Source organism: Comamonas trifloxystrobinivorans, assembly GCF_043359985.1.
GTDB classification, from domain to species: domain Bacteria; phylum Pseudomonadota; class Gammaproteobacteria; order Burkholderiales; family Burkholderiaceae_C; genus Comamonas; species Comamonas trifloxystrobinivorans.
On the sequence record NZ_JBHZGV010000014.1, the window covers coordinates 22,709 to 46,380 of the forward strand.

Sequence of the window (23,672 nt, forward strand, 5' to 3'; positions counted from 1 at the left end):
ACGGGTTGCCTGGCATTACCTCTTTTTTCGGATCGATACCCCATGCGTACGCTGTACGACGTGCCCGCCCCGGCCAAGCTCAATCTGTTTTTGCACATCACCGGCCGCCGGGCCGATGGCTACCATTTGCTGCAGTCGGTTTTCATGCTCATCGACTGGGCCGACGAGCTGCACTTTGAGCTGCAGCACAGCGGCGCCATCAGCCGCGAAGACCTCAATGTCAGCCTGCCTGCCGACGACCTGATCACGCGCGCCGCCAAAGCCCTGCAACAAGCCACCGGTTGCCAGCAAGGCGTGCACATTGGTGTGCGCAAAAACCTGCCCGCGCAAGCAGGCATGGGTGGCGGCTCATCCGACGCGGCCAGCACCCTGCTGGCACTCAACCAGCTATGGAATCTGAAGCTGTCGCGTGGCGAGCTGCAACGCATAGCGCTGCAGCTCGGTGCCGATGTTCCTTTTTTTATTTTTGGCAAATCGGCTTGGGTCGAAGGAATTGGTGACATAATACGTCCACTCGAAAACGAGCAGCAGCTAGCAGACACCGCGCTGATAGTTGTGAAGCCGCAAGAAGGCTTGGATACGAAATTAATTTTTTCCAGTCCGAACCTGAAACGCGATTCAAAAGCTGCTACAATTTCGGACTTCGCTGCAAAGCACTTTGACTTCGGTCGAAACGACTTGCAGCCGGTCGCTGAAGGCTTGTGTCCTTCGATAAAAAAAGTTTCTGACTTTTTGAAATCGCAAGGATTACATGCTAGAATGACGGGCTCAGGCAGTGCAGTGTTTGCAGTGAAGAAAACGCAAGCTTTTAGCTGCCAAAGCAGTTTTTCACAAGACTGGACAGTGAAAGATTGCAAGAGTCTGACGGAGCATCCTTTGATAGGATGGGCCCAAGACTGAAGGTTTTAAGAGTTGGTGATGCTTAGCACCAATTCTCGTAGGGGAGTCGCCAAGCTGGTTAAGGCACCGGATTTTGATTCCGGCATGCGAAGGTTCGAATCCTTCTTCCCCTGCCACATTTCTTATCGCGTACTAGCAACGCACACAGCTAACCCATATCCACTGGGACGCTATGCAAAACCATCATCCAGACTTCATGGTTTTCACTGGCAATGCCAACACCGGCCTTGCTACTGAAATTGCACAACATCTTCACACCACACTGGGCGCTGCCGATGTAGGCCGCTTCTCCGATGGAGAAGTCACGGTGGAAATCAAGCAAAACGTTCGCACCCGCGACGTTTTTGTTATTCAGCCCACCTGCGCCCCCACCAACGACCACCTGATGGAGTTGCTGGTGATGGTCGACGCCTTGAAGCGCGCCTCGGCCGAACGCATCTGTGCTGTGATTCCCTACTTTGGCTATGCCCGCCAAGACCGCCGTGTGCGTTCTACCCGCGTGCCCATTACCGCCAAGGTGGTTGCCAACATGTTGCAAGCCGCTGGCGTGAGCCGCGTGCTGACCATGGATTTGCACGCGGACCAGATTCAGGGCTTCTTCGACATTCCCGTCGACAACATCTACGCCTCGCCCGTGCTGCTCGGCGATCTGCGCCAGAAGAACTACGACGATCTGATCGTGGTCTCGCCTGACGTCGGTGGCGTGGTGCGCGCCCGTGCACTGGCCAAGCAACTGCATTGCGACCTGGCCATCATCGACAAGCGCCGCCCCAAGGCCAATGTGTCTGAGGTGATGCACGTGATCGGTGATATCGAAGGCCGCAACTGCGTGATCATGGACGACATGATCGACACCGCAGGCACCTTGGTCAAAGCCGCAGAAGTGCTCAAAGAGCGCGGTGCCAAGAAGGTCTACGCCTATTGCACGCACCCGATTTTCTCCGGCCCGGCCATCGACCGCATCGGCGGCGGCGCTGCACTGGACGAAGTCGTGGTGACCAACACCATCCCTCTGGCATCGAACGCTCGCGCTTGCAGCAAGATTCGCCAGTTGTCGGTGGCACCGCTGTTTGCAGAAACCATCCACCGCATCGCCACCGGCGAATCGGTGATGAGCCTGTTCCAGGACGCTTGATGGTTTTTGGCCACAGGCCAAAAATCCAAGTTCTGCTAAAATCGAGAGTTTCGCTGGCCGCTGTCACTGACAGCGGCCTTTTTAACCGGGTGAACTGGTCGCGGTTCATCCCCTTTGGAGAATTGATATGAACGTCGTCGCTTTTGCGCGCGCTAAGCAAGGTACGGGTGCGAGCCGCCGCCTGCGTAATTCTGGCCGTACGCCCGCCATCATCTATGGTGGTTCGGCTGAACCCCAACTGGTGGAAGTGGACCACAACACCCTGTGGTACGCCCTGAAGAAGGAAGCTTTCCACTCCTCCGTGCTGGACATGGACCTGGAAGGCGCCAAGAGCCAAGTGCTGCTGCGCAATGTGCAATACCACCCGTTCAAGCAACTGGTGCTGCACGTGGACTTCCAACGCGTGGACGCCAACACCGTGCTGACCATGAAGGTGCCTGTGCACTTCAGCGGCGCTGAAGAATCGCCTGCCGTCAAGATCGACAAGTGCATGGTGACCCCGATCGTGACCGAAATCGAAGTGTCCTGCCTGCCCAAGGACCTGCCCGAGTTCATCACCGTGGACCTGAGCAAGCTGGAAAAGGGTCACGTGATCCACGTGAACGAAGTGACTCTGCCCGCAGGCGTGAAGCTGGCTACGCACAGCACCGCTGCCATGGTGTCCGTGGCCGCTCCTGCTGGTGCTGAAGAAGAAGCCGCTCCTGCTGCTGACGCTCCTGCTGCCGAATAATTTTGGCCAAGGTAGCGCCTCGTGCGCTGCCCATCAGGCTGCATTGCTGGTCAATGCAGCCTTTTTTCATTCCGCACGATAATCCACGCCCATGATCAAGCTGTTTGTTGGCCTCGGCAACCCAGGCCCAGAATACGAAGGCACGCGCCACAATGCCGGCTTTTGGTGGATCGATGCGCTGGCGAATGATCTGCGCCTGACGCTGCAACCCGACCGCAATTACTTTGGCCTGGTGGCGCGCACCAGCATCAATGGCGAATCCGTCTGGCTGCTGGAGCCCCAAACCTTTATGAATTTGTCGGGCAAATCGGTCGGTGCGCTGGCCCGCTTTTTCAAGATCAAACCCGAAGAAGTGCTGGTGGTGCACGACGAGCTCGATCTGCCGCCCGGCCAGGTCAAGCTTAAAAAAGGCGGCGGCCACGGTGGCCACAACGGCCTGCGCGATATCCATGCCCAGCTGGGCTCGCCCGATTACTGGCGCCTGCGCATCGGCATTGGCCACCCCGGCGACAAAAATGAAGTGCCCAACTGGGTGCTGCGCAAACCCGCGCCCGATCAGCGCAAGCTCATCGAAGACAGCATCATCCACGCTATGCAAGCCGCACCCGAGCTGCTGGCCGGCGAGATGGAAAAAGCCACGCTCAAAATCCACACCACCAAGCCCCAGCGGCCCAAGCATCCGCGCCCCGAAGGCGTGTGAGCAGCAACAACAAAGCGCCGCATGCGGCGCTTTTTTCATGGTGCAGCGTTTGCGACTCAGCGCACGCTCATCGGTGACTACCTCTTTTCCGCCTGCAGCCGCTCGTACTTCTGCATCAAGGTCTCAGGGCTTTCCACATGCTCGGGATTCACCGGAATGCAAGCCACCGGGCAGATCTGCACGCATTGGGGCTCGTCAAAGTGCCCGACACATTCGGTGCACTTGTGCGGATCAATCTCGTAATACGCCTCGCCCATGTAGATGGCGTCGTTCGGGCACTCGGGCTCGCACACATCGCAGTTGATGCACTCGTCGGTAATCATCAAAGCCATGCTGGCGCCTCCTCCTGGCAATGGGGCAAAAACTGTGACATGAGCGACATTATCCTGCCTCGCTCTTGGCCATACTCGCGACTTTGCGAGTAAGCAGGCATGGCGTGCCAGAATTTTTCGCGCTATGCTGGCGGCGCTTGCCGATTCTGCAGTTTTTGCTATTATTTTTGAGATAACCCTTATAACGACAGCCGACCATGGGTCTTTTTCTGCTCAAACGCACGCTCACGCTGCTGCTCACCTTGCTGGGCACCTCGGTGGTGGTTTTTCTGGTGTTGGAAATCCTGCCCGGCAACGCCGCGCAAATGCTGATGGGCCCCGACGCCGCGCCCGAGGCCGTGGCCGAGCTGGCTGAGCAACTGGGCCTGAACCAGCCCGCCTGGGAACGTTACTGGCACTGGATCAGCGGCCTGGTGCACCTCGACATGGGCAACAGCTACAGCTACGGCACACCAGTGTTGGAATTGATTGTCGAGCGCCTGGCGCTCACCGTGCCGCTGGCAGTCATGGCCATGCTGATCACCACCGTGGTCGCTCTTTTCGCCGGCATCTATGCGGCCAGCCACCACAACAAGATTGGCGATGTGAGCGTGATGGGTTTGGCGCAGTTGGGCATTGCCATTCCCAATTTCTGGTTCGCCATCTTGCTGATCCTGCTGTTTTCAGTGCAGCTCAAATGGTTTTCTGCCGGCGGTTTTCCAGGCTGGACCGAAGCCTCGGGCGGCTCATTCTGGGCAGCGATCAAGGCGCTGCTGCTGCCAGCCATTTCGCTGGCCGTGGTGCAGGCCGCCATTCTGGCGCGCATTACCCGCTCTGCGGTGCTGGAGGTGCTGCGTGAAGACTTTGTACGCACCGCGCGTGCCAAAGGGCTTTCGCAACGTGCAGCACTCTACAAGCACGTGCTGCGCAACGCACTGATTCCGGTGGTCACCGTCATGGGCCTGCAGTTTGCCAACCTGCTGGCGGGCACCATCGTGGTCGAGAACGTGTTCTACCTGCCTGGCATGGGGCGGCTCATTTTCCAATCCATCGCCAACCGCGATCTGATGGTGGTGCGCAACTGCGTGATGCTGCTTGCCGCCATGGTGGTGGTGGTCAACTTCCTCGTCGATGTGCTGTATGCCGCGATCGACCCTCGCATCAAGGCCAGTGATATCTAAGCTATGAGCCAGACCATCGCCTCCCCCTCCGCCACGGCGAGCAGTACTGCTCATGCACCCAGCTTTTGGCGCCGTGCCTTGCGTAATCCCAGCTTCATCATTGGCGCAGTCCTGAGCCTGGCTTTGCTGCTGGCCGCCGGCCTGTCCTATGTCTGGACGCCCTGGTCGCCCTTCGACATGAACATCGACAACAAGCTGCAAGGCCCATCCGCCCTGCACTGGCTGGGTACCGATGCTTATGGCCGCGATGTCGCCTCACAGTTGCTGGTGGGCGCGCGCAACTCCATCTTGGTAGGTGTTGTGGCCGTGGGCATTGGCCTGAGCATTGGCACCGCTCTGGGCTTGCTGGCAGCGGCCAAACGCGGCTGGGTGGAAGAGGCCATCATGCGGCTGTCGGATTTCACCTTTGCCTTCCCGGCCATTCTCTCGGCCATCATGATGACGGCGGTGTTCGGCGCGGGCATTGTCAACTCCATCATCGCCATCGGCGTGTTCAATATTCCCACCTTTGCGCGCATCACGCGGGCATCGGCCAACTCCATCTGGTCGCGCGAATACATTCTGGCGGCCCGCTCCTGCGGCAAAGGCGCGTGGAGCATCACCTGGCAACACGTGCTGCCCAATATTCTGTCGGTGCTCATCGTGCAGGCCACCATCCAGTTTGCGCTCGCCATCCTGGCCGAAGCCGCACTGTCCTACCTCGGCCTGGGCACGCAGCCGCCACAGCCCTCGTGGGGCCGCATGCTGAGCGAGGCGCAAACCCTGATGTTCCAAGCGCCACTGCTGGCGGTGTTTCCCGGTGTGGCGATCGCACTGTCGGTGCTCGGCCTCAACCTGCTTGGCGACGGTCTGCGCGATCTGCTCGACCCTCGCCTGGCGCGCAAACGATAAGGACTGGCCATGGCTTTGATCGACGTCTCCGGCCTCAGCATCCAGCTGCAAACCCACCGTGGCCCGGCACGCGCCGTGCGCGACATCAGCTTTCAAATCGACCGCGGTCAGGCACTGGGCCTGATTGGCGAATCAGGTTGCGGCAAATCCATCACCGCCATGGCACTGATGGGCTTGCTGCCCGAATCGGCCCAGGTCAGCGGCAGCGCCAGCTTTGACGGCCACTCGCTCGTCAACCAGCCCGACAGCTGGTGGCGCACGGTGCGCGGCAACCGCATCGGCATGATCTTTCAAGAGCCGATGACGGCGCTGAACCCGGTGCACACCATCGGCCAGCAAATCAGCGAGCCGCTGCGCCTGCACAAAAACATGAGTGCGCGCCAGGCCAAAACCGAAGCCATTGCCTTGCTGAACCGTGTTGGCATTGCCCAACCCGAGCAGCGTTACGACGCTTATCCGCACCAGTTCTCGGGCGGTCAGCGCCAGCGCATCACCATCGCCATGGCTCTGGCCTGCGGCCCTGATCTGCTGATTGCCGACGAGCCCACCACGGCGCTCGACGTCACCATCCAGCAGCAGATTCTCGACCTCATCAACGAGCTGGTGGCAGAGCGCAACATGGCGCTCTTGCTCATCTCGCACGACCTGGGCGTGATCTCGCAAAACGTCGACCAGATGGTGGTGATGTATGGCGGCACCGTGGTCGAATCCGGCAGCACCGAAGCGGTGTTTGACCACATGGCTCACCCCTATACACGCGGCCTGCTGGCGGCGCGCCCCAGCATGCAGCCACGCATCAACGGCCAACCGCAGCGTCTGCAAACCATTGCCGGCACGGTACCCGAGCTGGTGGATTTGCCTGCTGGCTGCACCTTTGCCGGCCGCTGCAGTTTTACCCATGGCGCCTGCGCCACGCAGGTTCCGCCCTGCATACCACTGAACGAGGAACACCAGGTGTATTGCTCGCGCCCCGAAGCCTACGCCCCCACCGGAGTCGCCGCATGAGCGAGAAGCCTTTGCTGGAAGTACGCGACCTGGTGCGTACCTACACCCTGCCGCGCGAAAAACTATTCGCCCCGCCGCCTACGGTAGAGGCGCTGCGCGGCGTGAGCTTTGCACTGCACGCAGGCAAAAGCCTGGGCGTGGTGGGCGAATCGGGTTCGGGCAAATCTACGCTGGCGCGCCTGGTCATGGCCTTGGACACGCCGAGCGCCGGCCAGGTACTGCTGAACGGGCAGAATCTGCACACGCTGCCCGCGCCAGAACTGCGCCGCGCCCGCAAAGACTTTCAAATGGTGTTCCAAGATCCCTATGGTTCTTTGGACCCACGCCAAACGGTGGAACGCATCATCACCGAGCCGCTGCAAGCACAGCGAGAAACCAGCCGCCCCGAGCAGCGCGAACGCGCCATTGCCGTGCTGCAGCAAGTGGGCCTGCGCCCGCAGGATGTGGACAAGTACCCGCACGAGTTTTCTGGCGGCCAGCGCCAACGCATTGCCATTGCCCGCGCCTTGATCACCAAGCCCAAACTGATCGTGGCGGACGAGCCCGTCAGCGCGCTCGATGTCTCGGTGCAAGCCCAGGTGCTGAACCTGATGCAGGATTTGCAAACCGAATTCGGCATCACCTACATGCTCATCAGCCACGATCTGGCCGTCATCAACCACTTGTGCGACGAAGTGGTGGTGCTGTACAAGGGCGAAATTGTGGAGCGCGGCACGCCTGCGCAACTGTTCCAGCACGCGCAGCACCCGTACACGCAAAAACTCGTCAGCGCAGTGCCACAAGTGCGTCCGCGCCGCCGAGTGGCGCATACCCAGGCCGCTACAGTTCCTGTATAACCACTGCTGAAGCAAAGCACCGGCCCGGACGCAGCTTCCCGGCCTGGGCGCAATGCCTGTTGTTCGCTTACTTTCCAACAATAGCTATTCCAAGGAGTCCCCGCATGCTCAATCGCAGACATCTGCTTGCTGCTGGCGCCATTGCCCCGCTGCCCCTGTGGCTGCCCGGCGTGGCCAATGCGCAGGCCAAAAAAGACACCGTGGTCATCGGCATGACGCTGGAGCCGCCAGGGCTCGATCCCACGGCCGGCGCGGCCTCGTCCATCGCTGAAATCACGCAATACAACATCTACGAAACGCTCACCAAGATCAACGCCGACGGCAGCGTCTCGCCGCTGCTGGCCGAGAGCTGGGAAGTCTCGCCCGACTTGAAGACCTACACCTTCAAGCTGCGCAAAGGCGTGCAGTTCCACAACGGCGAGCCGTTCAACGCCAACACCGTCAAGTTCGCTTTTGACCGCGCCGCTGGCGAGAAAAGCACCAACAAGGACAAGCGCACTTTTGCCAATCTGACGGCCCAGGTGGTGGACGACCACACTGTGGTGATTCTCAACAAAGAGATCGACCCGGATCTGCTGTTTGTGCTGGGCCAGGCCACTTCGGTCATCGTCGAACCCAAGAGCGCCGACAGCAACGCTACCAAGCCCGTTGGCACCGGCCCTTACAAGCTCGGCAACTGGAGCAAGGGCTCGTCGATCACGCTCGAAGCCTGGCCGCAGCACCGCAGCGCCTCAACCTTGCGCGTGCGCCGCGCCACCTTCCGCTTCATCTCGGATGCCGCCGCGCAAGTGGCCGCGCTGCTGGCCGGCGATGTGGATGTGTTCCCACGCGTCTCGGCCCGTGGCATTGACCAGTTCAAAACCAACCCGCGTTACCAGGTGGTGATCAGCGGCTCGCGCGCCAAAACCATTGTGGCCATCAACGAGCGCCGCAAGCCGCTGGACGATGTGCGGGTGCGCCGTGCGCTGTCTGCCGCCATCGACCGCAAGGCTGTCATCGCCGGTGCCGCCGAAGGCCTGGGCGCGCCCATCGGCAGCCACTACGTGCCAGGCGCGTTTGGCTATGTCGACACCACCGGCGTCAACCCGTACGACGTGGAAAAAGCCAAGAAGCTGCTGGCCGAAGCCGGCGTGAAAACGCCGCTGGAGCTGACCATGACGCTGCCACCCACGCCCTACGCACGCCAGGGCGGCGAGATCGTTGCCGCGCAGCTCTCGAAGATCGGCATCAACGTCAAACTGCAGAACGTGGAATGGGCGCAGTGGCTCTCGGGCACCTACACCAACAAGAATTACGATCTGTCGATCATCTCGCACGTCGAGCCTTTCGACCTGGGCAACTACGCCCGCCCCGATTACTACTGGGGCTACCAGTCGGAAAAGTTCAACAAGCTGTTCGAGCAGATCAAGCTGGAAGCCCGCCCTGCCGACCGCGCCCGCCTGCTGGGCGACGCGCAGCGCCTGCTGGCCGAAGACGCGGCCAACGTCTTCCTCTACCAGCCGCAATGGGTGACCATCGCCGCCAAGAACGTGCGCGGTCTGTGGAAAGACATGCCGATCTTTGTGAACGATCTGTCATCCATGTACTGGGCATGATGGACCTAAGTTGCTACGCTTGATATAGCGTCAAGCCCATCACTGGCGCCCGCCAGGATGGGCTTTTTCTTTGGCCTTTTCACCTGTTTTTTGCTATGACCGCGCTTCACGATCTGCCCGCGACCGAATTGCTGGCCGCCTACCAAAAGCATGAGCTCTCGCCTGTTGATGTGATGCAATCTGTCATCGACCACGTCAACCGCTGGGAGCCACAGCTGTGCGCCACCTACCTGTACCGCCCTGAGCTGGCACTGGCGCAGGCGCGGATGAGTGAAGCACGCTGGCAAAAGAACCAACCCGCCGGTTTGCTCGATGGCGTGCCCGTCACCATCAAAGAGAACATTGCCACGCAAGGCGACCCGGTGCCGCTCGGCACAGCGGCCGTTCAGCTGGTGCCGGCAGCAGCCGATGCGCCGCCCGCAGCGCGCATGCGCGAGGCGCACGCCATCATGTTTGCCAAAACCACCATGCCCGACTACGGCATGCTGTCGTCCGGCCTGTCGAGCTTTCACCAACTGGCGCGCAATCCCTGGGACTTGAGCAAAGGCCCGGGCGGCTCCAGCGCAGGCGGCGGCGCCGCTTCAGCAGCCGGCTATGGCCCTTTGCACATCGGCACCGACATTGGCGGCTCGCTGCGCCTGCCCGCCAGCTGGTGCGGCATCTACAGCCTCAAGCCCAGCCTGGGCCGCATTCCCATCGATCCGCCCTACACCGGCCGCGCTGCCGGCCCGATGACGCGCACCGTGGCAGATTCCGCCCTGATGATGCAAGTGCTCTCCGCGCCCGATGTGCGCGACACCATGAGCCTGCCTGCGCAAGACATCGCCTGGGCCTCGGCAGCCAACACCACGCCCGAATACATTCGCGGCAAACGCATTGGCCTGCTGCTCGATGCCGGTTGCGGTCTGCCACTGCAGCCCGAGGTGAAAGCCGCTATTGAGCGTGCCGCACAATTGCTGGAAGCGGCGGGCGCGCAAATCGTGCCCATGCAGCCCTTCATGACGCAAGCCCTGCTCGACGGCATGGACCACTTCTGGCGCATGCGTTCTTACACCGACATGCAATTGCTCAGCGCCGCGCAGCGCGAGAAAGTGCTGCCCTACATCCGCACCTGGGCCGAAAGCGCGCAAGGCATGAGCGGCAGCGAAGTCTTCCACGCCAGCCAGGCTTTCCACCAGGTGCGTGTAGCCACCGTCAAGGCCACCAGTGCCTTCGATTTTGTGATCTCGCCCGTGGCGCCACATGTGGCCTTTGCGGCCGAATGGGCCTCGCCCACCAACGACCCGCTGCGACCGCTGGAACACATTGGCTACACCGTGCCCTACAACATGTCTGAGCAGCCGGCCGCCTCGGTCAACTGCGGCTACACCGCGGCAGGCCTGCCCATCGGTTTGCAGATTGCCGGTGCGCGTTTTGACGATCTGGGCGTGCTGCAACTCTCGCGTGCGTTCGAACAGATCCGCGATCCGCAACACGCCTGGCCACAAGCTCCGGCCCGCTAAAACCACCCACCATGCAAGACAGCTACGGCAACCCGGTCAGCAGCGAAGCCGCCGCCCTGCCCTTTCTCAACGACTTTGCCGAGGGCTTTGCCTCGTGCGAACTGCGGGTGCTGCGGCTGTTGGAGATTGCCGAGCAAGACCACAGCCCGCTCGTGCAAACCTGGTGCGCGGCCCTGCACCTGTTTGCCGAAGACGCGCAGGCAGCTCGCAACGCGCAGCCTTTTCTGCAACGTGCGCAAGCACAGCGCAGCCAGGCCAATGCACGTGAAAAGCAGTGGATAGCCGCGCTGGAAGCCTGGGTTGCAGGCGATACGCCCTTGGTCGTGCAACGCCTGGAAGCCTTGCTGCAAGCGTATCCGCGCGATATTGCCGCGCTCAAACTGGCGCACTACCACGCCTTCAATCTAGGCGATTCGCCGGCCATGTTGCGCATGGCTTTGGCCAGCCAAACGCAGCTGGCCGATGTGCCGTATTTCCACGGCATGCTCGCCTTTGCCTACGAGCAATGCCACCTGCTACGCCAGGCCGAAACCACGGCGCGCCATGCCATCGACATGCGCTTCAAAGAACCTTGGGCGCACCATGCGCTGGCGCATGTGCTGCTGACCGAAGGGCGTGTCGAAGAAGGCCTGGGCTTCATGCAGCAAGCCAGCAGCAGTTGGACAGGTTTGAACTCTTTCATGCAGACGCACAATTGGTGGCACCTGGCCTTGTTTCTGCTGGAAGACGGGCGTGCCGACGAGGCACTGCAACTGCACGACAGCCAGGTCTGGGGCGTGGTTCCGGCCTACTCGCAAGACCAGATCGGCTCCATCTCGCTGCTGGCGCGCTTGGAGCTGGAAGGTGTGGATGTGGGCCAGCGCTGGCAGCAGTTGACGCCCTACTTGCTTGCACGCCAGCACGACCACGTTCTGCCTTTTCTCGATCTGCAATACCTCTACGGCCTGGCCCGTGCAGAGCAATGGCAGGCAGCGCAAACACTGCTGGCCAGCATGGAGCAACACGCCAAGCATTTGACTCAGCCGCAATTGCAAGCCATCTGGCAAAGCGTCTGCGTGCCCGCTGCCCACGGCTTGCTGGCTTATGCCCAAGGGCGCTACCCAGTTGCTGCCGACGCTTTAGGCCAAGCCATACCGCGTCTGCTGGCCGTTGGCGGCAGCCACGCGCAGCGCGATCTGTTCACGCAAATTTATTGCAGCGCTTTGCGCCACAGCGGCCAATGGACAGCCTTGCAAAACCTGGTGCAGCCCTGGCTCAACCAGCAACCCCACTCCAAGCGGCTGGCAGCGCAGATGCGGCGTATTTACCAAGCCTTGGGTTTGCCAGCACAACCGGCCTAGGGCGCTCTCAGCGCTGCGCCGTTGCCAGTTTCACTGCCAAACCCAGGAAGACCACGGCCGTGATCTTGTTGAGCCAGAACTGCGCCTTGGGCGAGCGCAGCAGCAAGTTGCCGAAAGCACCCGAGAACAGGGCAATCGCGCCAAACACCAAAAATGCGGCCAGGATGAAGACGGCGCCGAAGACAAAAATCTGCGGGCCGACGGGGCCGAGCTGCGGGTCCGCGAACTGCGGCAAAAAGGCCAGGAAGAAAATCAGTACCTTGGGGTTGGTGAGGTTCATCACCACGCCGCGGCGCACCATGGCGACCAGTTCCTGGCTGCTGGCTTGCGGGTGCTGGGCGCCGGTGCTGCCGGCTTTGTCATCGCTGTTCTCGCTGGAAACTGGTGCGCGCCAAGCGCCCCAAGCGAGATAGGCCAGGTAAGCGGCACCGCACCACTTGAGCACGGTGAAAGCCACGCTCGATGCGGCAAACACCGCAGCCAGCCCCAGCGCCACGGCCGTGGTGTGCACCACCACGCCCAGGCACAGGCCCACTACTACGGCAATACCTACGCGCCAGCCGCGTTGCACCGACTGCATCAGCACAAACAGATTGTCCGGGCCGGGCGACAAGGCCAGCAGCACGGCAACACCAAAGAACGCGATCAGGGACTGGAGAGTGGGCATACAAGGGCTCGGCAAAACAGCTTCGGGCAAGCTCGGCATTATCGCGCCAAGCGCTGCAAACGGCCTGTGTCAACGCGACAACGGCGCTGTGACTATCCAGCCCTCAAGCGGATCGGTCTGCGCTGGCAAGCCGTACAGCGCATCGCCTTGCAAATGCTGCAGCAAAGCCCAACCGGTCTGCAACATGCAGATGGCTGCGTCCAGATGGTCGCCGCTGGCATCGGCCTGCATTTGCTGCCGCAGCTCGGCACTGGCCTGCAAGCGCAGTTGCAAGCGGTTTTCGCCGCGCAGCAAAGCGACCAGGCAGTCTTGGCGAGCCTCGGCACGCTCTGCGGTTTGGCGCTTGGCATCGTCACTTTTGTAGCTGCGCCGCCCGATCAGCTCACGCGCCAGCAGGCCGGGATAAGCCTCCAACGCCACTTTGCCGCTGTCGTTAGGCAGCAAGCCAGGAAAGCTGACACCGGCAGCCAGCAAGCGCGGCACGCCCGCATGCAGCATGAAGGCGACTGGCGGATTGACCCATTTCATCGATGGGCTGGAGCCGGCCGGCCCGTCAGTGGTGCGGTGAGCAAACTTTTGCCCAGCTGGGCGCGCAGCGCAAAACGCCTTGAATTGCTCGCGAATCTGTTGCCGGCTCAGGCCCGCATAGTGCTGCATGCAAGTGCGCCAGTCGCTAGGCCAAGCCAGCTCTTCGACCAAGGCACGCGGCAAGCCAAAAGGCAAATCAAAGCCGCCCACCCAAGCCGCATCCTGCTGCAGTTGCAGGCTCCAAGCTTCCAGCGTGCTGAAGTGCGCAAAGCCTTGCAAATGCACGCTACGGTTGGCTGCATCCAGCTTTCCCAGCGCATGCACGATGGGCTTTTTGCGGCTCGGGCTGCTGCTGAAATCGCAGCCCAGCAACTGCGGCAAGCGGCTTGCTGCGGCTGCCTCGGCCATGCGTTCAGCCCAAGCCCAGGGCGGTGACGCCCAGCGCAATCAGCACTGCGCCAGCAATGCGCAAGGCGCGGTCGCCTTCGCCCAGCAGCTTGCCGCCAATCAGCGCAGCAAACAGCATGGACACTTCACGTGCCGGTGCCACGTGCGAGATGGGCGCGCTCTGCACTGCGTACAGCACCAGCACGTAAGCGATGGGGCTGAAGATGGCCACGACCAGCGCGTATTTCCACTGCATGTGCCACAGGCGCTTGGTCTCGGCCCAGTTTTTCAGGCCCAGCGGCGCCAGCACCACGCAGCGGATCAGGTTGCCCATGTAGTCGAGCAGGATCGGCGACATCATCAGCATCTTGACCGCGTAGCTGTCGACCACGGTGTAGGACGCAATGAACAAACCGGTCAGCAAGCCGTAGTACAGGCCTTTGATGGTGCGCTCGCGCTTTTCGCCGCTGCCGCCTTGCGTGGCCACGCGCAGCATGGCCGGGCCGCCTGCAATCAGAAAGACGCCGGCCACCACGCCCACAATGCCGGCCGCGCCCAGGGTGGACAAGTGTTCGCCCAAAAACAGCACCGCCACCAGCGACGAGATCAGCGGCCCGCTGCCCCGCGCCAGCGGGTAGACCACGGTGAGATCGGCCACCCGGTAGCCGCGCAGCAAGACGACAAAATAGAACACGTGCAGCAAGGCGCTGGCCGCCACAAAGCCCCATTCCAGCCAGCCCCATTGCGGCACCACATCGCGCCCCAACCACCAGCCCAGCGGCAGCCAGACGAGCGCGTTGAGTACCGAGGTGAAGAGCGAAAAGCGCGAGTCGCCGCCGGCCTTTTTGGCCACGATGTTCCAGAAGGCATGGATGATGCCCGCTACGATAATCAGCGCAAACGCGGTCAGCGTCATGGAAACAATGCCTTGGGTGTTGTAGTGGTTGGCGGCAGAAAAAACGTCGCCCGGACTGGCCGGGCGTTTGCGTCAGAGGCGTGGTGTCAGTTGTTCACCCGTTGCGGGATGAGCGCCAGAAACTCGCGCCGCAAGGTGGGGTTGGTGAGGAACTCACCGCGCATCACCGAGTTGAGCATTTTCGAATCCATCTCGCGCACGCCGCGCCAGGACATGCAGAAGTGCGATGCCTCCAGCACCACGGCCAAGCCGTCAGGCTGGGTTTTCTTCATGATCAGGTCGGCCAGCTGCACGATGGCTTCTTCCTGGATTTGCGGGCGGCCCAGCACCCAGTCCACCAGGCGTGCGTACTTGGACAGGCCGATCACATTGGTGTTCTTGTTGGGCAGCACGCCGATCCAGACCTTGCCGATCACCGGGCACAGGTGGTGGCTGCAGGCACTGCGCACGGTGATGGGGCCGACGATCATCAGCTCGTTCAGGTGCTCGGCGTTGGGAAAAGCGGTCACCTCGGGCTGCGGCACATAACGGCCACGGAAGACCTCGTTGAGGTACATCTTGGCCACGCGGCGGGCGGTGTTGCGCGTGTTGTGGTCGTCCTGGGTGTCGATCACCAGGCTGTCGAGCACGCCCTGCATCTTGTGCTCCACCTCGTCGAGCAGTTGCTCCAGCTCGCCGGGTTCGATGAAGGCGGCGATGTTGTCGTTGGCATGGAAGCGCTGCTGCGCCGCCTGCACCCGCTCGCGGATCTTGACGGACACCGGCGTGCCTTCGTCGCTGGCGGGTGCTTTTTTGGGATCGTTCTGATCGGCGAGTTCGGTAAACATAGCGGTCGATATTACCAGCGAAAGCTGTCCTCAGAGAATATGGTGTTTCTTGCGGGTTGCGCAGATGACAGCTGCGCAAACAGCTATTGATTCAATAGCATGCAAGCCCAAGCGGCGGCAAGCGCCCAGCTCAATCGCGCAAACGGAATTCGGCGATCAGCGGCAGGTGGTCGGACATGCGCCACCAGATGCGGCCACGCGGTACGAACAGACCGCAAGGCGTGAGGCCGCGGGCGTAGACGTGGTCGAGCTGCACCACGGGCAGGCGCGAGGGATAGGTCATCAGCGGCTGCTCGTCGTACTCGAACAAGCCGAAGCCAGCCAGCATGGCCTTGACCTGGAAGCCCCAGTCGTTGAAGTCGCCCGCCACCACCACCGGCTCGTCCTCGGGCACGTGTTCTTGGATGAACTGCTGGATCTGCGCCGTCTGGCGCAAGCGGCTGCCGTGCACCAGGCCCAGATGCACCACGATGGTGTGAATGCGGCGCCCGGCAATCTGCATGGCCACATGCAGCAGGCCACGCTGCTCAAAGCGGTGGTCGGAAATGTCGCGGTGGTGGGTTTCCAGAATCGGCCAGCGCGTCAGCAAGGCGTTGCCGTGCTCGCCCCACTTGGTTTGCGCATTGGTGTGGTAGGCCGCGGTATAGCCCAAGGGCGCCAGAAAATCGGCCTGCGTTTGCTCGGGCCAGTTGTCAAAATAGCTTTGTTCTTTGCGGTTGTCCTTGCGCACCTCTTGCAGGCAGATGATGTCGGCATCCATCTGCTCCACCGCCAGGCCCAGGTTGTGGATTTCCAGCCGGCGCACCGGCCCCAGGCCCTGCACCCCTTTGTGGATGTTGTAGGTGGCCACGCGCAAAATCGGGTTGTCGTCGTCTAAATCGGTCATGGAGCTGTGAACCTCGGCAGCCACAGAATGGCTTCGCTGTTCGATATGGAATAGCAGCGCTCGGCCGCTTCGCGCCAATCATGCCACGCGAAAGCGGTGTGCTCTCTCGGGCTGAGGGTGATTTGGGCGTAGGACGGCACTTGCAGGCTGAGCACATGCTCGGTGTTCATGCGCACACCGGGCGCGTAACGGTACAGCCACTGCGGGTAGATGGGGTAGATGTTTTCCAGATTCCAGTCGCGCAACACGCAGTCGGGCTGATTTGCATCAATACCCGTTTCCTCCCGCACTTCGCGAATCGCAGTCTCCACCCAGGTCTCGCTCTCAGCATCCTTGCTTCCCGTCACCGGTTGCCAATAAGGCACATCGCTGGGGCTGTCAGCCCGGCGCAGCAGCAATACCTGCAGCTCAGCCGTATGGATGATGACGAGCACCGATTGCGGAATTTTGAAAGTGGGAGAAGTTGCGCTCACAGAAGACAGAATCAGAAAACAAAGCACAGGCCGCCAAGCGCCATGGTGGTGGAGCGCTGTAACGGCGTTACCCAGCCATTGTGCGCGTTCAAAAAGACAGCGGCAACAGCGTTGTCTGTATGGCAAAGGCGCACAAAGCAAAACGCCAAAACCGGGCGGTTTTGGCGTTTTCTGTAGGGGTTGGCACGGCACCAGCCCGAGGAGCTGATGCCTGGCCGCGCCGCTTTACTGGGCAGCGATGGGGTTGCGCAGCTTGATGTGCAGCTCGCGCAGCTGCTTTTCGTCCACAGCCGATGGGGCCTGGGTCAGCAGGTCTTGGGCGCGCTGGGTCTTGGGGAAAGCGATCACGTCGCGGATCGATTCGGAGCCGGTCATCAAGGTGATCAGACGGTCCAGACCGAAAGCCAGGCCGCCGTGAGGAGGCGCACCGTATTGCAGCGCGTCCAGCAGGTAGCCGAACTTGGCGCGAGCATCTTCGGGCGAAATCTTCAGTGCGTCGAACACCTTCGACTGCACGTTAGCGCGGTGGATACGCACCGAGCCGCCGCCCAGTTCCCAGCCGTTGAGCACCATGTCGTAAGCCTTGGCAATGCACTTGCCGGGATCGGTGACCATGAGGTCTTCGTGGCCGTCCTTGGGCGAGGTGAACGGGTGGTGCACAGCGGCCCAGCGGTCGTTCTCTTCGTCGTATTCGAACATGGGGAAGTCCACCACCCACAGCGGTGCCCACTTGTTTTCGAACAGGCCGTTGGCCTTGCCGAATTCGCTGTGGCCAATCTTGATGCGCAGCGCGCCAATGGCGTCGTTGACGATCTTTTCCTTGTCTGCGCCAAAGAAAATCAGGTCGCCATCTTGTGCGCCGGTGCGCTTCAGGATTTCGGCAATCGCGGCGTCATGGATGTTCTTGACGATGGGCGATTGCAGGCCGTCACGGCCCTTGGCCAGCTCGTTGACCTTGATGTAGGCCAGGCCCTTGGCACCGTAGATCTTGACGAACTCGGTGTAGCCGTCGATCTCGCCACGCGAGAGACCGCCGTTTTCACGCGCGCCACCAGGCACGCGCAGACCCACCACGCGGCCGCCCTTCATGTTGGCAGCGCCGGAGAAGACCTTGAAGTCCACGTCCTTCATCACTTCGGTCAGCTCGGTGAACTCCAACTTGACGCGCATGTCGGGCTTGTCCGAACCAAAGCGGAAAGCGGCGTCCTGGTAGGTCATGATCGGGAACTCGCCCAGGTCCACACCCAGCTGGGTCTGGAACACTTCCTTGATCATGCGCTGGAAGATGGCGCGGATTTCTTCTTCGTTCAGGAACGAGGTTTCGCAGTCGATCTGCGTGAATTCGGGCTGGCGGTCAGCGCGCAGGTCTTCGTCGCGGAAGCACTTGGTGATCTGGTAGTAGCGGTCGTAGCCGGCCACCATCAGCATCTGCTTGTACAGCTGGGGCGACTGTGGCAGAGCGTAGAACTCGCCATCGTGCACGCGCGAAGGCACCAGGTAGTCACGTGCGCCTTCAGGCGTAGACTTGCCCAGCATAGGCGTTTCGATGTCGACAAAGCCTTCCTTGTCCAGGAAGTTGCGCACCTGGATGGCCGTCTTGTAACGCAGCATCATGTTGCGTTGCATGACCGGGCGGCGCAGGTCCAGCACGCGGTTTGTCAGGCGCACGGTTTCCGACAGGTTTTCGTCGTCCAGCTGGAACGGAGGCGTGACCGAGGCGTTGAGCACGTTCAGCTCGTGGCACAGCACTTCGATCTTGCCGCTCTTGATCGATTCATTGGTGGTGCCAGCGGGGCGCGCACGCACCACGCCCTTGACCTGCACGCAGAACTCGTTGCGCACGCCTTCGGCGGTCTTGAACATCTCGGCGCGATCGGGGTCGCACACCACTTGCACATAGCCTTCGCGGTCGCGCAGGTCGATAAAGATCACACCACCGTGGTCGCGGCGGCGGTTCACCCAGCCGCACAGCGTCACGGTTTCGCCCATCTGGGCCTCGGTCACCAGACCGCAGTATTGGGAACGCATTGCCATAGCCAATCTTCCTGCGCCTTGTGGGCGCTCTAGTCCTCTAGTTTTTTGAATTCAAGGGGCGCTGCTCCGGCGGAGCCACCACACCCATCGAAACGATGTATTTGAGCGCGGCGTCCACGCTCATATCCAGTTCTACGCAATCGCTCTTGCGCACCATCACCAGGTAGCCACCCGTGGGGTTGGGCGTGGTGGGCACGTAAACGCTCAGCCATTCTTCCTCGCCCGCATCCAGGCGGCGGGCCAGCTCGCCACTGGGCGCACCGGTCACAAAACCGATGGTGCGAGCACCGGCGTGCGGCCACTGCACCATGACGGCCGTGCGAAAAGCATTGCCGCTCTCCGAAAACAGCGTGTCCGACACCTGTTTCACGCTGGAGTAGATCGAGCGCACCACCGGGATGCGGCTGACCAGCGCGTCGCCCCAGCTCACCAGCTTGCGGCCGACAAAGTTGCTGGCAATGCCGCCTACCAGCAGCAAGATCGCCAAGGTCAGCACCACGCCAAAGCCGGGAATGTGGATGCCCAGCAGCGTGTCGGGCTGCCAGCCATCGGGCAGGATTTGCAGGGTCTGGTCGAGCGTGCTGACGATCCAGTGCAAAACCCAGACCGTGATCACGCCCGGCACCACCACCAGCAAGCCAGTCAGCAGCCATTTGCGCAGTGAGGACATGGTGCGTACAGCCTTTATGCGGCCGAGCCGGAAGGGGCTGCAGCGGGCGCCGACGCAGCCGGAGCAGGCGCGGCAGCAGGTTTGCTGTCAGCGCTGGAGCTGCTGGACGCGCCAGCCGTGCTACTGTCCGAGCTGGCTTTTTTGCCGCTGAAATCCGTGGCGTACCAACCCGTGCCCTTGAGCTGAAAACCCGGTGCCGTCAGCTGCTTGGAAAAGCTCGCTTGCTGGCATTGGGGGCATTCCGTCAGCGGTGCGTCCGATATTTTTTGCAAAACATCCTTGGCATATCCGCAGGCACTGCACTTGTAGGCGTAAATAGGCATCGCGCAAGTAGAAGAAATTCAGAGAAACCCTTGATTATAGGCGGGTTGCACAAACCGGCCCTGGCGGCAGGTTTCCACCCTGCTGCCGGCCTGTTTATGGCTTCAGCGGCCCGCCGCGGCGCGCACCGGGGTGTCGGGCACAAAGGGCTCGACGTCGGTCTTCTGGTTGCTGATCCACTGCGGAGCCAGCGAACCGATCACCATGCCGGCAAAGGCCGAGAGCACACCGGCGAGCTGCGCCGGGAAGGCGCTGCCCCAGTTCATGTTCAGACCGGCCAGCCAGATGCCGATACCCAGAAACACCGCCAGCAGCGCGCCTTGCGTGGTGGCGCGCTTCCAGTACAAGCCCATGGTCAGCGGCACAAAGGCACCCACCAGAGGCACTTGGTAAGCGCCCGAGACCAGTTCATAGATGGGCGTGCCCTGCATCTTGATGGAGTAGGCCAGCACGCAGATGCTGAACACCAGCACGCTGATGCGCATGGTCAAGAGGTTTTCGCGGTCGCTGACATGCGGGCGGAACTGGCGCCAGATGTTCTCGGTAAAGGTGACGCTGGGCGCCAGCAAAGTGGCCGAGGCGCAAGATTTGATGGCCGAGAGCAGCGCACCGAAGAACAGCACCTGCATGATGAAAGGCATTTTCTCCATCACCAGCGTGGGCAGCACTTTTTGCGGATCTTCTTTGAGCAGGTCGGCCGTGGCCTCGGGCATGATGATCAGTGCGCTGGCCACCATGAACATGGGCACAAAGGCAAACAGAATATAGGCCGAGCCACCGATGACGGTGCCGCGCACAGCCGATTTCTCGCTGTCGGCCGACATCACGCGCTGGAAAACGTCTTGCTGCGGGATCGAGCCGAGCATCATGGTGATGGCGGCGGCGAAGAAGAAGACGATGTCGTGCATCGTCGGCTCGGGCCAGAACTGGAACAGATTGCGGCTGGTGGCCAGGTCGATCACCTTGCCTGCGCCGCCGGCCATGTCCGAGGCAAAGAATGCCAGCACCAGCAGGCCGACCACCAAAATGATCATCTGCACAAAATCGGTCACCGCCACCGACCACATGCCGCCGAACAAGGTGTAGGCCAGGATGGAGACCACACCGATCACCATGCCCATCGAGATGCTGACCGCGCCGTGCGACAGCAGGTTGAACACCAGGCCCAAAGCGGTCACCTGGGCCGACACCCAGCCCAGGTAGCTGAGCATGATGATGAGCGAGCAGATGATTTCCACCGAGCGGCCATAGCGCTTGCGGTAGTAATCGCTGATGGTCAGCAGGTTCATGCGGTAGAGCTTGGCCGCAAAGAACACGCCCACCAGAATCAGACACATGCCGGCGCCAAACGGGTCTTCGACCACGTTGCGCAAACCGCCTTCGATGAACTTGGCCGGCACACCCAGCACGATCTCCGAACCAAACCAGGTGGCGAAGGTGGTGGTGATGATCATGAACAAAGGCAGGCTGCGGCCTGCCACGGCGAAATCGGCCGTGTTATTGACCCGTTTGGCGGCCCACAATCCAACACCTATGGTTACAAATAGATAGGCAATTACCATGGAGAGCAGCACGTTCTCACTCCTGCTTAGCGAAAAGAATTAAAAAAGACGAACGCGAATCAGGAGCTGCAGCACGACCAGCCCCAAGACAAAACCGATACCGCCGCAAATAATGATTTGCAGCAGCTTGTTGGTCAACTTTTGTTGAGCGAGCAGCTCTTTGAGTGTCTCATCGTTGTCACTGCCTTGACGCGAGAGGTACTGGTGCACCAGGCGTGGCATGTCGGGCAGCAGCTTGGCGTAGCGCGGCGCCTGTGATTTGAGTTCGCGCCACAGGCGCTGCGGGCCCATCTGGTCGAGCATCCACTTTTCCAGGAAAGGCTTGGCCGTGCTCCACAGGTCCAGATCGGGGTCGAGCTGGCGGCCCAGGCCTTCGATGTTGAGCAGGGTTTTTTGCAGCAGCACCAGCTGCGGCTGGATCTCGACATGGAAACGGCGCGAGGTCTGGAACAGGCGCATCAGCACCATGCCCAGCGAGATTTCCTTGAGCGGCCGGTCGAAGTACGGCTCGCACACGGCGCGAATGGCCGCTTCGAGCTCGTCCACGCGGGTATCGGGTGGCACCCAGCCGCTTTCAATGTGCAGCTCGGCCACGCGCTTGTAATCGCGGCGGAAAAAAGCGGTGAAGTTTTGCGCCAGGTACTCTTTGTCGAACTCGGTCAGCGTGCCGACAATGCCGAAGTCGAGCGAGATATAGCGGCCAAAGCTCTCTGGCTCCAGGCTCACCTGGATATTGCCCGGGTGCATGTCGGCGTGAAAAAAGCCGTCGCGGAACACCTGGGTGAAGAAAATCGTCACACCGTCGCGCGCCAGCTTGGGGATATCCACACCCGCTGCGCGCAAAGTCTCGACCTGGTTGATGGGCACGCCGTTCATGCGCTCCATCACCATCACCTCCTGGTGGCAAAAATCCCAGAACACCTCGGGGATCAGCACCAGATCCAGGCCTTCCATATTGCGGCGCAGCTGGGCGGCGTTCGATGCTTCGCGCATCAGGTCCAGCTCGTCGTGCAAGTAGGTGTCGAACTCGGCCACCACCTGGCGCGGCTTGAGGCGCTTGCCGTCGGCAGAGAACTTTTCCACCAGCTCGGCCATGGTGCGCATCAGCGCCAGATCGCTGTCGATCACCGGCAGCATGCCGGGGCGCAGCACCTTCACCGCCACATCGCGCAGCTCGCCTTCGCGGGTACGGATGGTGGCAAAGTGCACCTGCGCTATCGAGGCGCTGGCAATCGGCTTTTCGTCAAAAGAGACAAAGACGTCAGCAATCGGCTTGCGGAAGGCGCGCTCGATCGTCTCGACCGCAATGCGCGGATCGAACGAAGGCACACGGTCTTGCAGCAGCGACAGCTCTTCGGCAATATCGGGCGGCAGCAGATCGCGCCGGGTCGACAAGACCTGGCCAAACTTGACAAAGATCGGGCCCAGTTGCTCCAGCGCCTCGCGCAGGCGCTGGCCGCGCGGCTCGGTCCATTTGCGGCCCAGGCGCAGCACGCGGCTGGCGCCCTTGAGCCAGGGATGGTTGAAGCTGGAGAGCACCATGTCGTCCAGCCCATAGCGCCACACCACCCACAAAATGGTGAAGCCGCGAAAGAATCGCTTCATGGGGCGTTGCGCTCGCTGGCCGGCTCACTGCTGTCACCGTAGCCCGGGGGCGTTGGCGGTGCCGGCGGCTGTGCCTGCTGGCGGCCACCAAAGCGGTCTGCCGTGCGCACGCCCATGCTGACAAACTGGCGCAAAGCGCCAGCAATGCGCTGACCGGCGTTGGCCAGCCAATGCGCGGGCGTGTCGCCCACGATGCGGGCCAGGTCTTCTTCCACGTCCCAGCGGACATGGTCTACCAGCCACTGGATTTCGGCGGCAAACTGCACGTCGCCATCAATACGGATGGAGGGCTTGTCGCCTTGCAACACATCACGTGCCAGAGCCAGCGGAGACTCATCCACCACCTGCACACGCAGATCCGGCGTTTCGCCCGCTTCGGCCAGGTCCAGCAAACCTGCCGGGGTGATCTTGAGCGCCAGCACGATGGAGCGCCATTGCACCTGCACCACCCGCCCGCTTTGGCGCACCAGCCGCTCCATGGCCACGCTCTCTTGCATCAGCACATGGTTCAAAAACAGCACCACGCGGTGTTGCACCTCAGACACCAACCACTGCGGTGGCTGGGCCGACTCCAGGATGCGCGCAAAAATGCCGCCCGGAAAAGAAAAAGGGGACTGTGTTGCCATAGCCCCCGATTATTCCCCAAGTCCACCGCCTGTTGCCCGGATTA

General features: G+C 61.4%; 24 protein-coding genes and 1 tRNA gene. 12 read left to right on the top strand and 13 right to left on the bottom strand.

Translation table 11 applies throughout. The features are described 5' to 3' along the window. Positions 1 to 42 precede the first annotated feature (42 nt). From ispE to pth, 5 genes are all read left to right on the top strand, one after another. Positions 43 to 900 carry a 4-(cytidine 5'-diphospho)-2-C-methyl-D-erythritol kinase gene (ispE, locus tag ACFIQF_RS17785; RefSeq protein ID WP_393944904.1) on the top strand — a complete coding sequence of 286 codons (858 nt, stop codon included), beginning with the start codon at positions 43 to 45 and terminating at the stop codon, positions 898 to 900. 39 nt (positions 901 to 939) lie between these two features. Continuing rightward, positions 940 to 1,016 (top strand) — tRNA-Gln (locus ACFIQF_RS17790). Positions 1,017 to 1,072: 56 nt separating this feature from the next. Continuing rightward, positions 1,073 to 2,035, top strand: a complete 963-nt coding sequence (locus ACFIQF_RS17795) for a ribose-phosphate pyrophosphokinase (protein WP_393944906.1) — start codon at positions 1,073 to 1,075, stop codon at positions 2,033 to 2,035. A gap of 127 nt (positions 2,036 to 2,162) precedes the next feature. Beyond that, positions 2,163 to 2,765 (top strand): 50S ribosomal protein L25/general stress protein Ctc, encoded by a 603-nt coding sequence (locus tag ACFIQF_RS17800; protein WP_393944908.1) that lies wholly within the window; start codon positions 2,163 to 2,165, stop codon positions 2,763 to 2,765. 91 nt (positions 2,766 to 2,856) lie between these two features. Continuing rightward, positions 2,857 to 3,465 (top strand): aminoacyl-tRNA hydrolase, encoded by a 609-nt coding sequence (gene pth, locus ACFIQF_RS17805; protein WP_393944909.1) that lies wholly within the window; start codon positions 2,857 to 2,859, stop codon positions 3,463 to 3,465. 77 nt (positions 3,466 to 3,542) lie between these two features. On the opposite strand, the gene ACFIQF_RS17810 is transcribed toward pth, so the two are convergent. After that, positions 3,543 to 3,797 (bottom strand): YfhL family 4Fe-4S dicluster ferredoxin, encoded by a 255-nt coding sequence (locus ACFIQF_RS17810; RefSeq protein ID WP_393944910.1) that lies wholly within the window; start codon positions 3,795 to 3,797, stop codon positions 3,543 to 3,545. 197 nt (positions 3,798 to 3,994) lie between these two features. Here ACFIQF_RS17810 and ACFIQF_RS17815 point away from each other — a divergent pair, with 197 nt between their 5' ends. The 7 genes from ACFIQF_RS17815 (at position 3,995) to ACFIQF_RS17845 (ending at position 12,126) form a co-directional block, all read left to right on the top strand. Further along, positions 3,995 to 4,957 (top strand): ABC transporter permease, encoded by a 963-nt coding sequence (locus tag ACFIQF_RS17815; protein ID WP_393944911.1) that lies wholly within the window; start codon positions 3,995 to 3,997, stop codon positions 4,955 to 4,957. A 3-nt stretch (positions 4,958 to 4,960) separates the two neighbouring features. Next, complete coding sequence (locus ACFIQF_RS17820) at positions 4,961 to 5,848, top strand: ABC transporter permease (protein ID WP_393944912.1); 888 nt, start codon at positions 4,961 to 4,963, stop codon at positions 5,846 to 5,848. A 9-nt stretch (positions 5,849 to 5,857) separates the two neighbouring features. Further along, a complete protein-coding gene (locus ACFIQF_RS17825; RefSeq protein WP_393944914.1) occupies positions 5,858 to 6,853 on the top strand; it encodes an ABC transporter ATP-binding protein in 996 nt (331 codons plus the stop codon). Next, positions 6,850 to 7,689, top strand: a complete 840-nt coding sequence (locus ACFIQF_RS17830) for an ATP-binding cassette domain-containing protein (RefSeq protein ID WP_393944916.1) — start codon at positions 6,850 to 6,852, stop codon at positions 7,687 to 7,689. Before ACFIQF_RS17825 ends, ACFIQF_RS17830 begins: the two co-directional genes overlap by 4 nt. Positions 7,690 to 7,793: 104 nt before the next feature. Further along, positions 7,794 to 9,284, top strand: a complete 1,491-nt coding sequence (locus ACFIQF_RS17835; RefSeq protein WP_393944917.1) for an ABC transporter substrate-binding protein — start codon at positions 7,794 to 7,796, stop codon at positions 9,282 to 9,284. Positions 9,285 to 9,379: 95 nt separating this feature from the next. After that, on the top strand, positions 9,380 to 10,786 hold the full coding sequence (locus ACFIQF_RS17840; protein ID WP_393944919.1) for an amidase: 1,407 nt from the start codon (positions 9,380 to 9,382) through the stop codon (positions 10,784 to 10,786). 11 nt (positions 10,787 to 10,797) lie between these two features. Then, positions 10,798 to 12,126, top strand: a complete 1,329-nt coding sequence (locus ACFIQF_RS17845; protein WP_393944921.1) for a tetratricopeptide repeat protein — start codon at positions 10,798 to 10,800, stop codon at positions 12,124 to 12,126. Positions 12,127 to 12,133: 7 nt separating this feature from the next. Here the strand turns inward: ACFIQF_RS17845 and ACFIQF_RS17850 are convergent, their stop codons facing one another. The 12 genes from ACFIQF_RS17850 to ACFIQF_RS17905 all read right to left on the bottom strand — a co-directional run bounded on the left by ACFIQF_RS17850 (position 12,134) and on the right by ACFIQF_RS17905 (position 23,628). Continuing rightward, complete coding sequence (locus tag ACFIQF_RS17850; RefSeq protein ID WP_393944923.1) at positions 12,134 to 12,793, bottom strand: LysE family translocator; 660 nt, start codon at positions 12,791 to 12,793, stop codon at positions 12,134 to 12,136. A 69-nt stretch (positions 12,794 to 12,862) separates the two neighbouring features. Further along, complete coding sequence (locus ACFIQF_RS17855) at positions 12,863 to 13,729, bottom strand: DUF429 domain-containing protein (RefSeq protein WP_393944925.1); 867 nt, start codon at positions 13,727 to 13,729, stop codon at positions 12,863 to 12,865. Between the two features lie 4 nt (positions 13,730 to 13,733). Beyond that, a complete protein-coding gene (locus tag ACFIQF_RS17860; RefSeq protein ID WP_393944927.1) occupies positions 13,734 to 14,624 on the bottom strand; it encodes an EamA family transporter in 891 nt (296 codons plus the stop codon). Positions 14,625 to 14,710: 86 nt separating this feature from the next. Then, positions 14,711 to 15,451 (bottom strand): GTP cyclohydrolase I, encoded by a 741-nt coding sequence (gene folE, locus ACFIQF_RS17865; RefSeq protein WP_393944929.1) that lies wholly within the window; start codon positions 15,449 to 15,451, stop codon positions 14,711 to 14,713. A gap of 130 nt (positions 15,452 to 15,581) precedes the next feature. Then, entirely contained in the window at positions 15,582 to 16,337 is a 756-nt protein-coding gene (locus ACFIQF_RS17870) for an endonuclease/exonuclease/phosphatase family protein (RefSeq protein ID WP_393944930.1), read from the bottom strand. After that, on the bottom strand, positions 16,334 to 16,810 hold the full coding sequence (gene nudB, locus ACFIQF_RS17875) for a dihydroneopterin triphosphate diphosphatase (protein ID WP_393944932.1): 477 nt from the start codon (positions 16,808 to 16,810) through the stop codon (positions 16,334 to 16,336). Before nudB ends, ACFIQF_RS17870 begins: the two co-directional genes overlap by 4 nt. 225 nt (positions 16,811 to 17,035) lie before the next feature. Continuing rightward, a complete protein-coding gene (gene aspS / locus ACFIQF_RS17880) occupies positions 17,036 to 18,844 on the bottom strand; it encodes an aspartate--tRNA ligase (RefSeq protein ID WP_393944934.1) in 1,809 nt (602 codons plus the stop codon). A 37-nt stretch (positions 18,845 to 18,881) separates the two neighbouring features. After that, on the bottom strand, positions 18,882 to 19,514 hold the full coding sequence (locus tag ACFIQF_RS17885) for a DUF502 domain-containing protein (RefSeq protein ID WP_393944936.1): 633 nt from the start codon (positions 19,512 to 19,514) through the stop codon (positions 18,882 to 18,884). A gap of 14 nt (positions 19,515 to 19,528) precedes the next feature. Continuing rightward, entirely contained in the window at positions 19,529 to 19,837 is a 309-nt protein-coding gene (locus tag ACFIQF_RS17890; RefSeq protein ID WP_393944938.1) for an FmdB family zinc ribbon protein, read from the bottom strand. A 102-nt stretch (positions 19,838 to 19,939) separates the two neighbouring features. After that, positions 19,940 to 21,409 (bottom strand): high affinity choline transporter 1, encoded by a 1,470-nt coding sequence (locus ACFIQF_RS17895; RefSeq protein WP_393944940.1) that lies wholly within the window; start codon positions 21,407 to 21,409, stop codon positions 19,940 to 19,942. 27 nt (positions 21,410 to 21,436) lie between these two features. Further along, a complete protein-coding gene (ubiB, locus tag ACFIQF_RS17900; protein WP_393944942.1) occupies positions 21,437 to 23,002 on the bottom strand; it encodes a ubiquinone biosynthesis regulatory protein kinase UbiB in 1,566 nt (521 codons plus the stop codon). Beyond that, complete coding sequence (locus ACFIQF_RS17905; protein ID WP_393944943.1) at positions 22,999 to 23,628, bottom strand: ubiquinone biosynthesis accessory factor UbiJ; 630 nt, start codon at positions 23,626 to 23,628, stop codon at positions 22,999 to 23,001. The genes ubiB and ACFIQF_RS17905 overlap by 4 nt, the downstream gene beginning before the upstream one ends. Between the last annotated feature and the right edge of the window lie 44 nt (positions 23,629 to 23,672).

Excerpts from the sequence above, each read along its gene's own strand:
- ACFIQF_RS17890 (WP_393944938.1), bottom strand. The coding sequence starts at position 19,837 with ATGCCTATTTACGCCTACAAGTGCAGTGCCTGCGGATATGCCAAGGAT.
- ACFIQF_RS17885 (WP_393944936.1), bottom strand. The coding sequence starts at position 19,514 with ATGTCCTCACTGCGCAAATGGCTGCTGACTGGCTTGCTGGTGGTGGTG.
- aspS (WP_393944934.1), bottom strand. The coding sequence starts at position 18,844 with ATGGCAATGCGTTCCCAATACTGCGGTCTGGTGACCGAGGCCCAGATG.
- ubiB (WP_393944942.1), bottom strand. The coding sequence starts at position 23,002 with ATGAAGCGATTCTTTCGCGGCTTCACCATTTTGTGGGTGGTGTGGCGC.
- ispE (WP_393944904.1), top strand. The coding sequence starts at position 43 with ATGCGTACGCTGTACGACGTGCCCGCCCCGGCCAAGCTCAATCTGTTT.
- ACFIQF_RS17905 (WP_393944943.1), bottom strand. The coding sequence starts at position 23,628 with ATGGCAACACAGTCCCCTTTTTCTTTTCCGGGCGGCATTTTTGCGCGC.
- ACFIQF_RS17815 (WP_393944911.1), top strand. The coding sequence starts at position 3,995 with ATGGGTCTTTTTCTGCTCAAACGCACGCTCACGCTGCTGCTCACCTTG.
- ACFIQF_RS17820 (WP_393944912.1), top strand. The coding sequence starts at position 4,961 with ATGAGCCAGACCATCGCCTCCCCCTCCGCCACGGCGAGCAGTACTGCT.
- ACFIQF_RS17870 (WP_393944930.1), bottom strand. The coding sequence starts at position 16,337 with ATGACCGATTTAGACGACGACAACCCGATTTTGCGCGTGGCCACCTAC.
- folE (WP_393944929.1), bottom strand. The coding sequence starts at position 15,451 with ATGTTTACCGAACTCGCCGATCAGAACGATCCCAAAAAAGCACCCGCC.
- ACFIQF_RS17845 (WP_393944921.1), top strand. The coding sequence starts at position 10,798 with ATGCAAGACAGCTACGGCAACCCGGTCAGCAGCGAAGCCGCCGCCCTG.
- pth (WP_393944909.1), top strand. The coding sequence starts at position 2,857 with ATGATCAAGCTGTTTGTTGGCCTCGGCAACCCAGGCCCAGAATACGAA.
- ACFIQF_RS17795 (WP_393944906.1), top strand. The coding sequence starts at position 1,073 with ATGCAAAACCATCATCCAGACTTCATGGTTTTCACTGGCAATGCCAAC.
- ACFIQF_RS17860 (WP_393944927.1), bottom strand. The coding sequence starts at position 14,624 with ATGACGCTGACCGCGTTTGCGCTGATTATCGTAGCGGGCATCATCCAT.
- ACFIQF_RS17835 (WP_393944917.1), top strand. The coding sequence starts at position 7,794 with ATGCTCAATCGCAGACATCTGCTTGCTGCTGGCGCCATTGCCCCGCTG.
- ACFIQF_RS17840 (WP_393944919.1), top strand. The coding sequence starts at position 9,380 with ATGACCGCGCTTCACGATCTGCCCGCGACCGAATTGCTGGCCGCCTAC.
- ACFIQF_RS17825 (WP_393944914.1), top strand. The coding sequence starts at position 5,858 with ATGGCTTTGATCGACGTCTCCGGCCTCAGCATCCAGCTGCAAACCCAC.
- ACFIQF_RS17810 (WP_393944910.1), bottom strand. The coding sequence starts at position 3,797 with ATGGCTTTGATGATTACCGACGAGTGCATCAACTGCGATGTGTGCGAG.
- ACFIQF_RS17855 (WP_393944925.1), bottom strand. The coding sequence starts at position 13,729 with ATGGCCGAGGCAGCCGCAGCAAGCCGCTTGCCGCAGTTGCTGGGCTGC.
- ACFIQF_RS17800 (WP_393944908.1), top strand. The coding sequence starts at position 2,163 with ATGAACGTCGTCGCTTTTGCGCGCGCTAAGCAAGGTACGGGTGCGAGC.
- ACFIQF_RS17850 (WP_393944923.1), bottom strand. The coding sequence starts at position 12,793 with ATGCCCACTCTCCAGTCCCTGATCGCGTTCTTTGGTGTTGCCGTGCTG.
- ACFIQF_RS17830 (WP_393944916.1), top strand. The coding sequence starts at position 6,850 with ATGAGCGAGAAGCCTTTGCTGGAAGTACGCGACCTGGTGCGTACCTAC.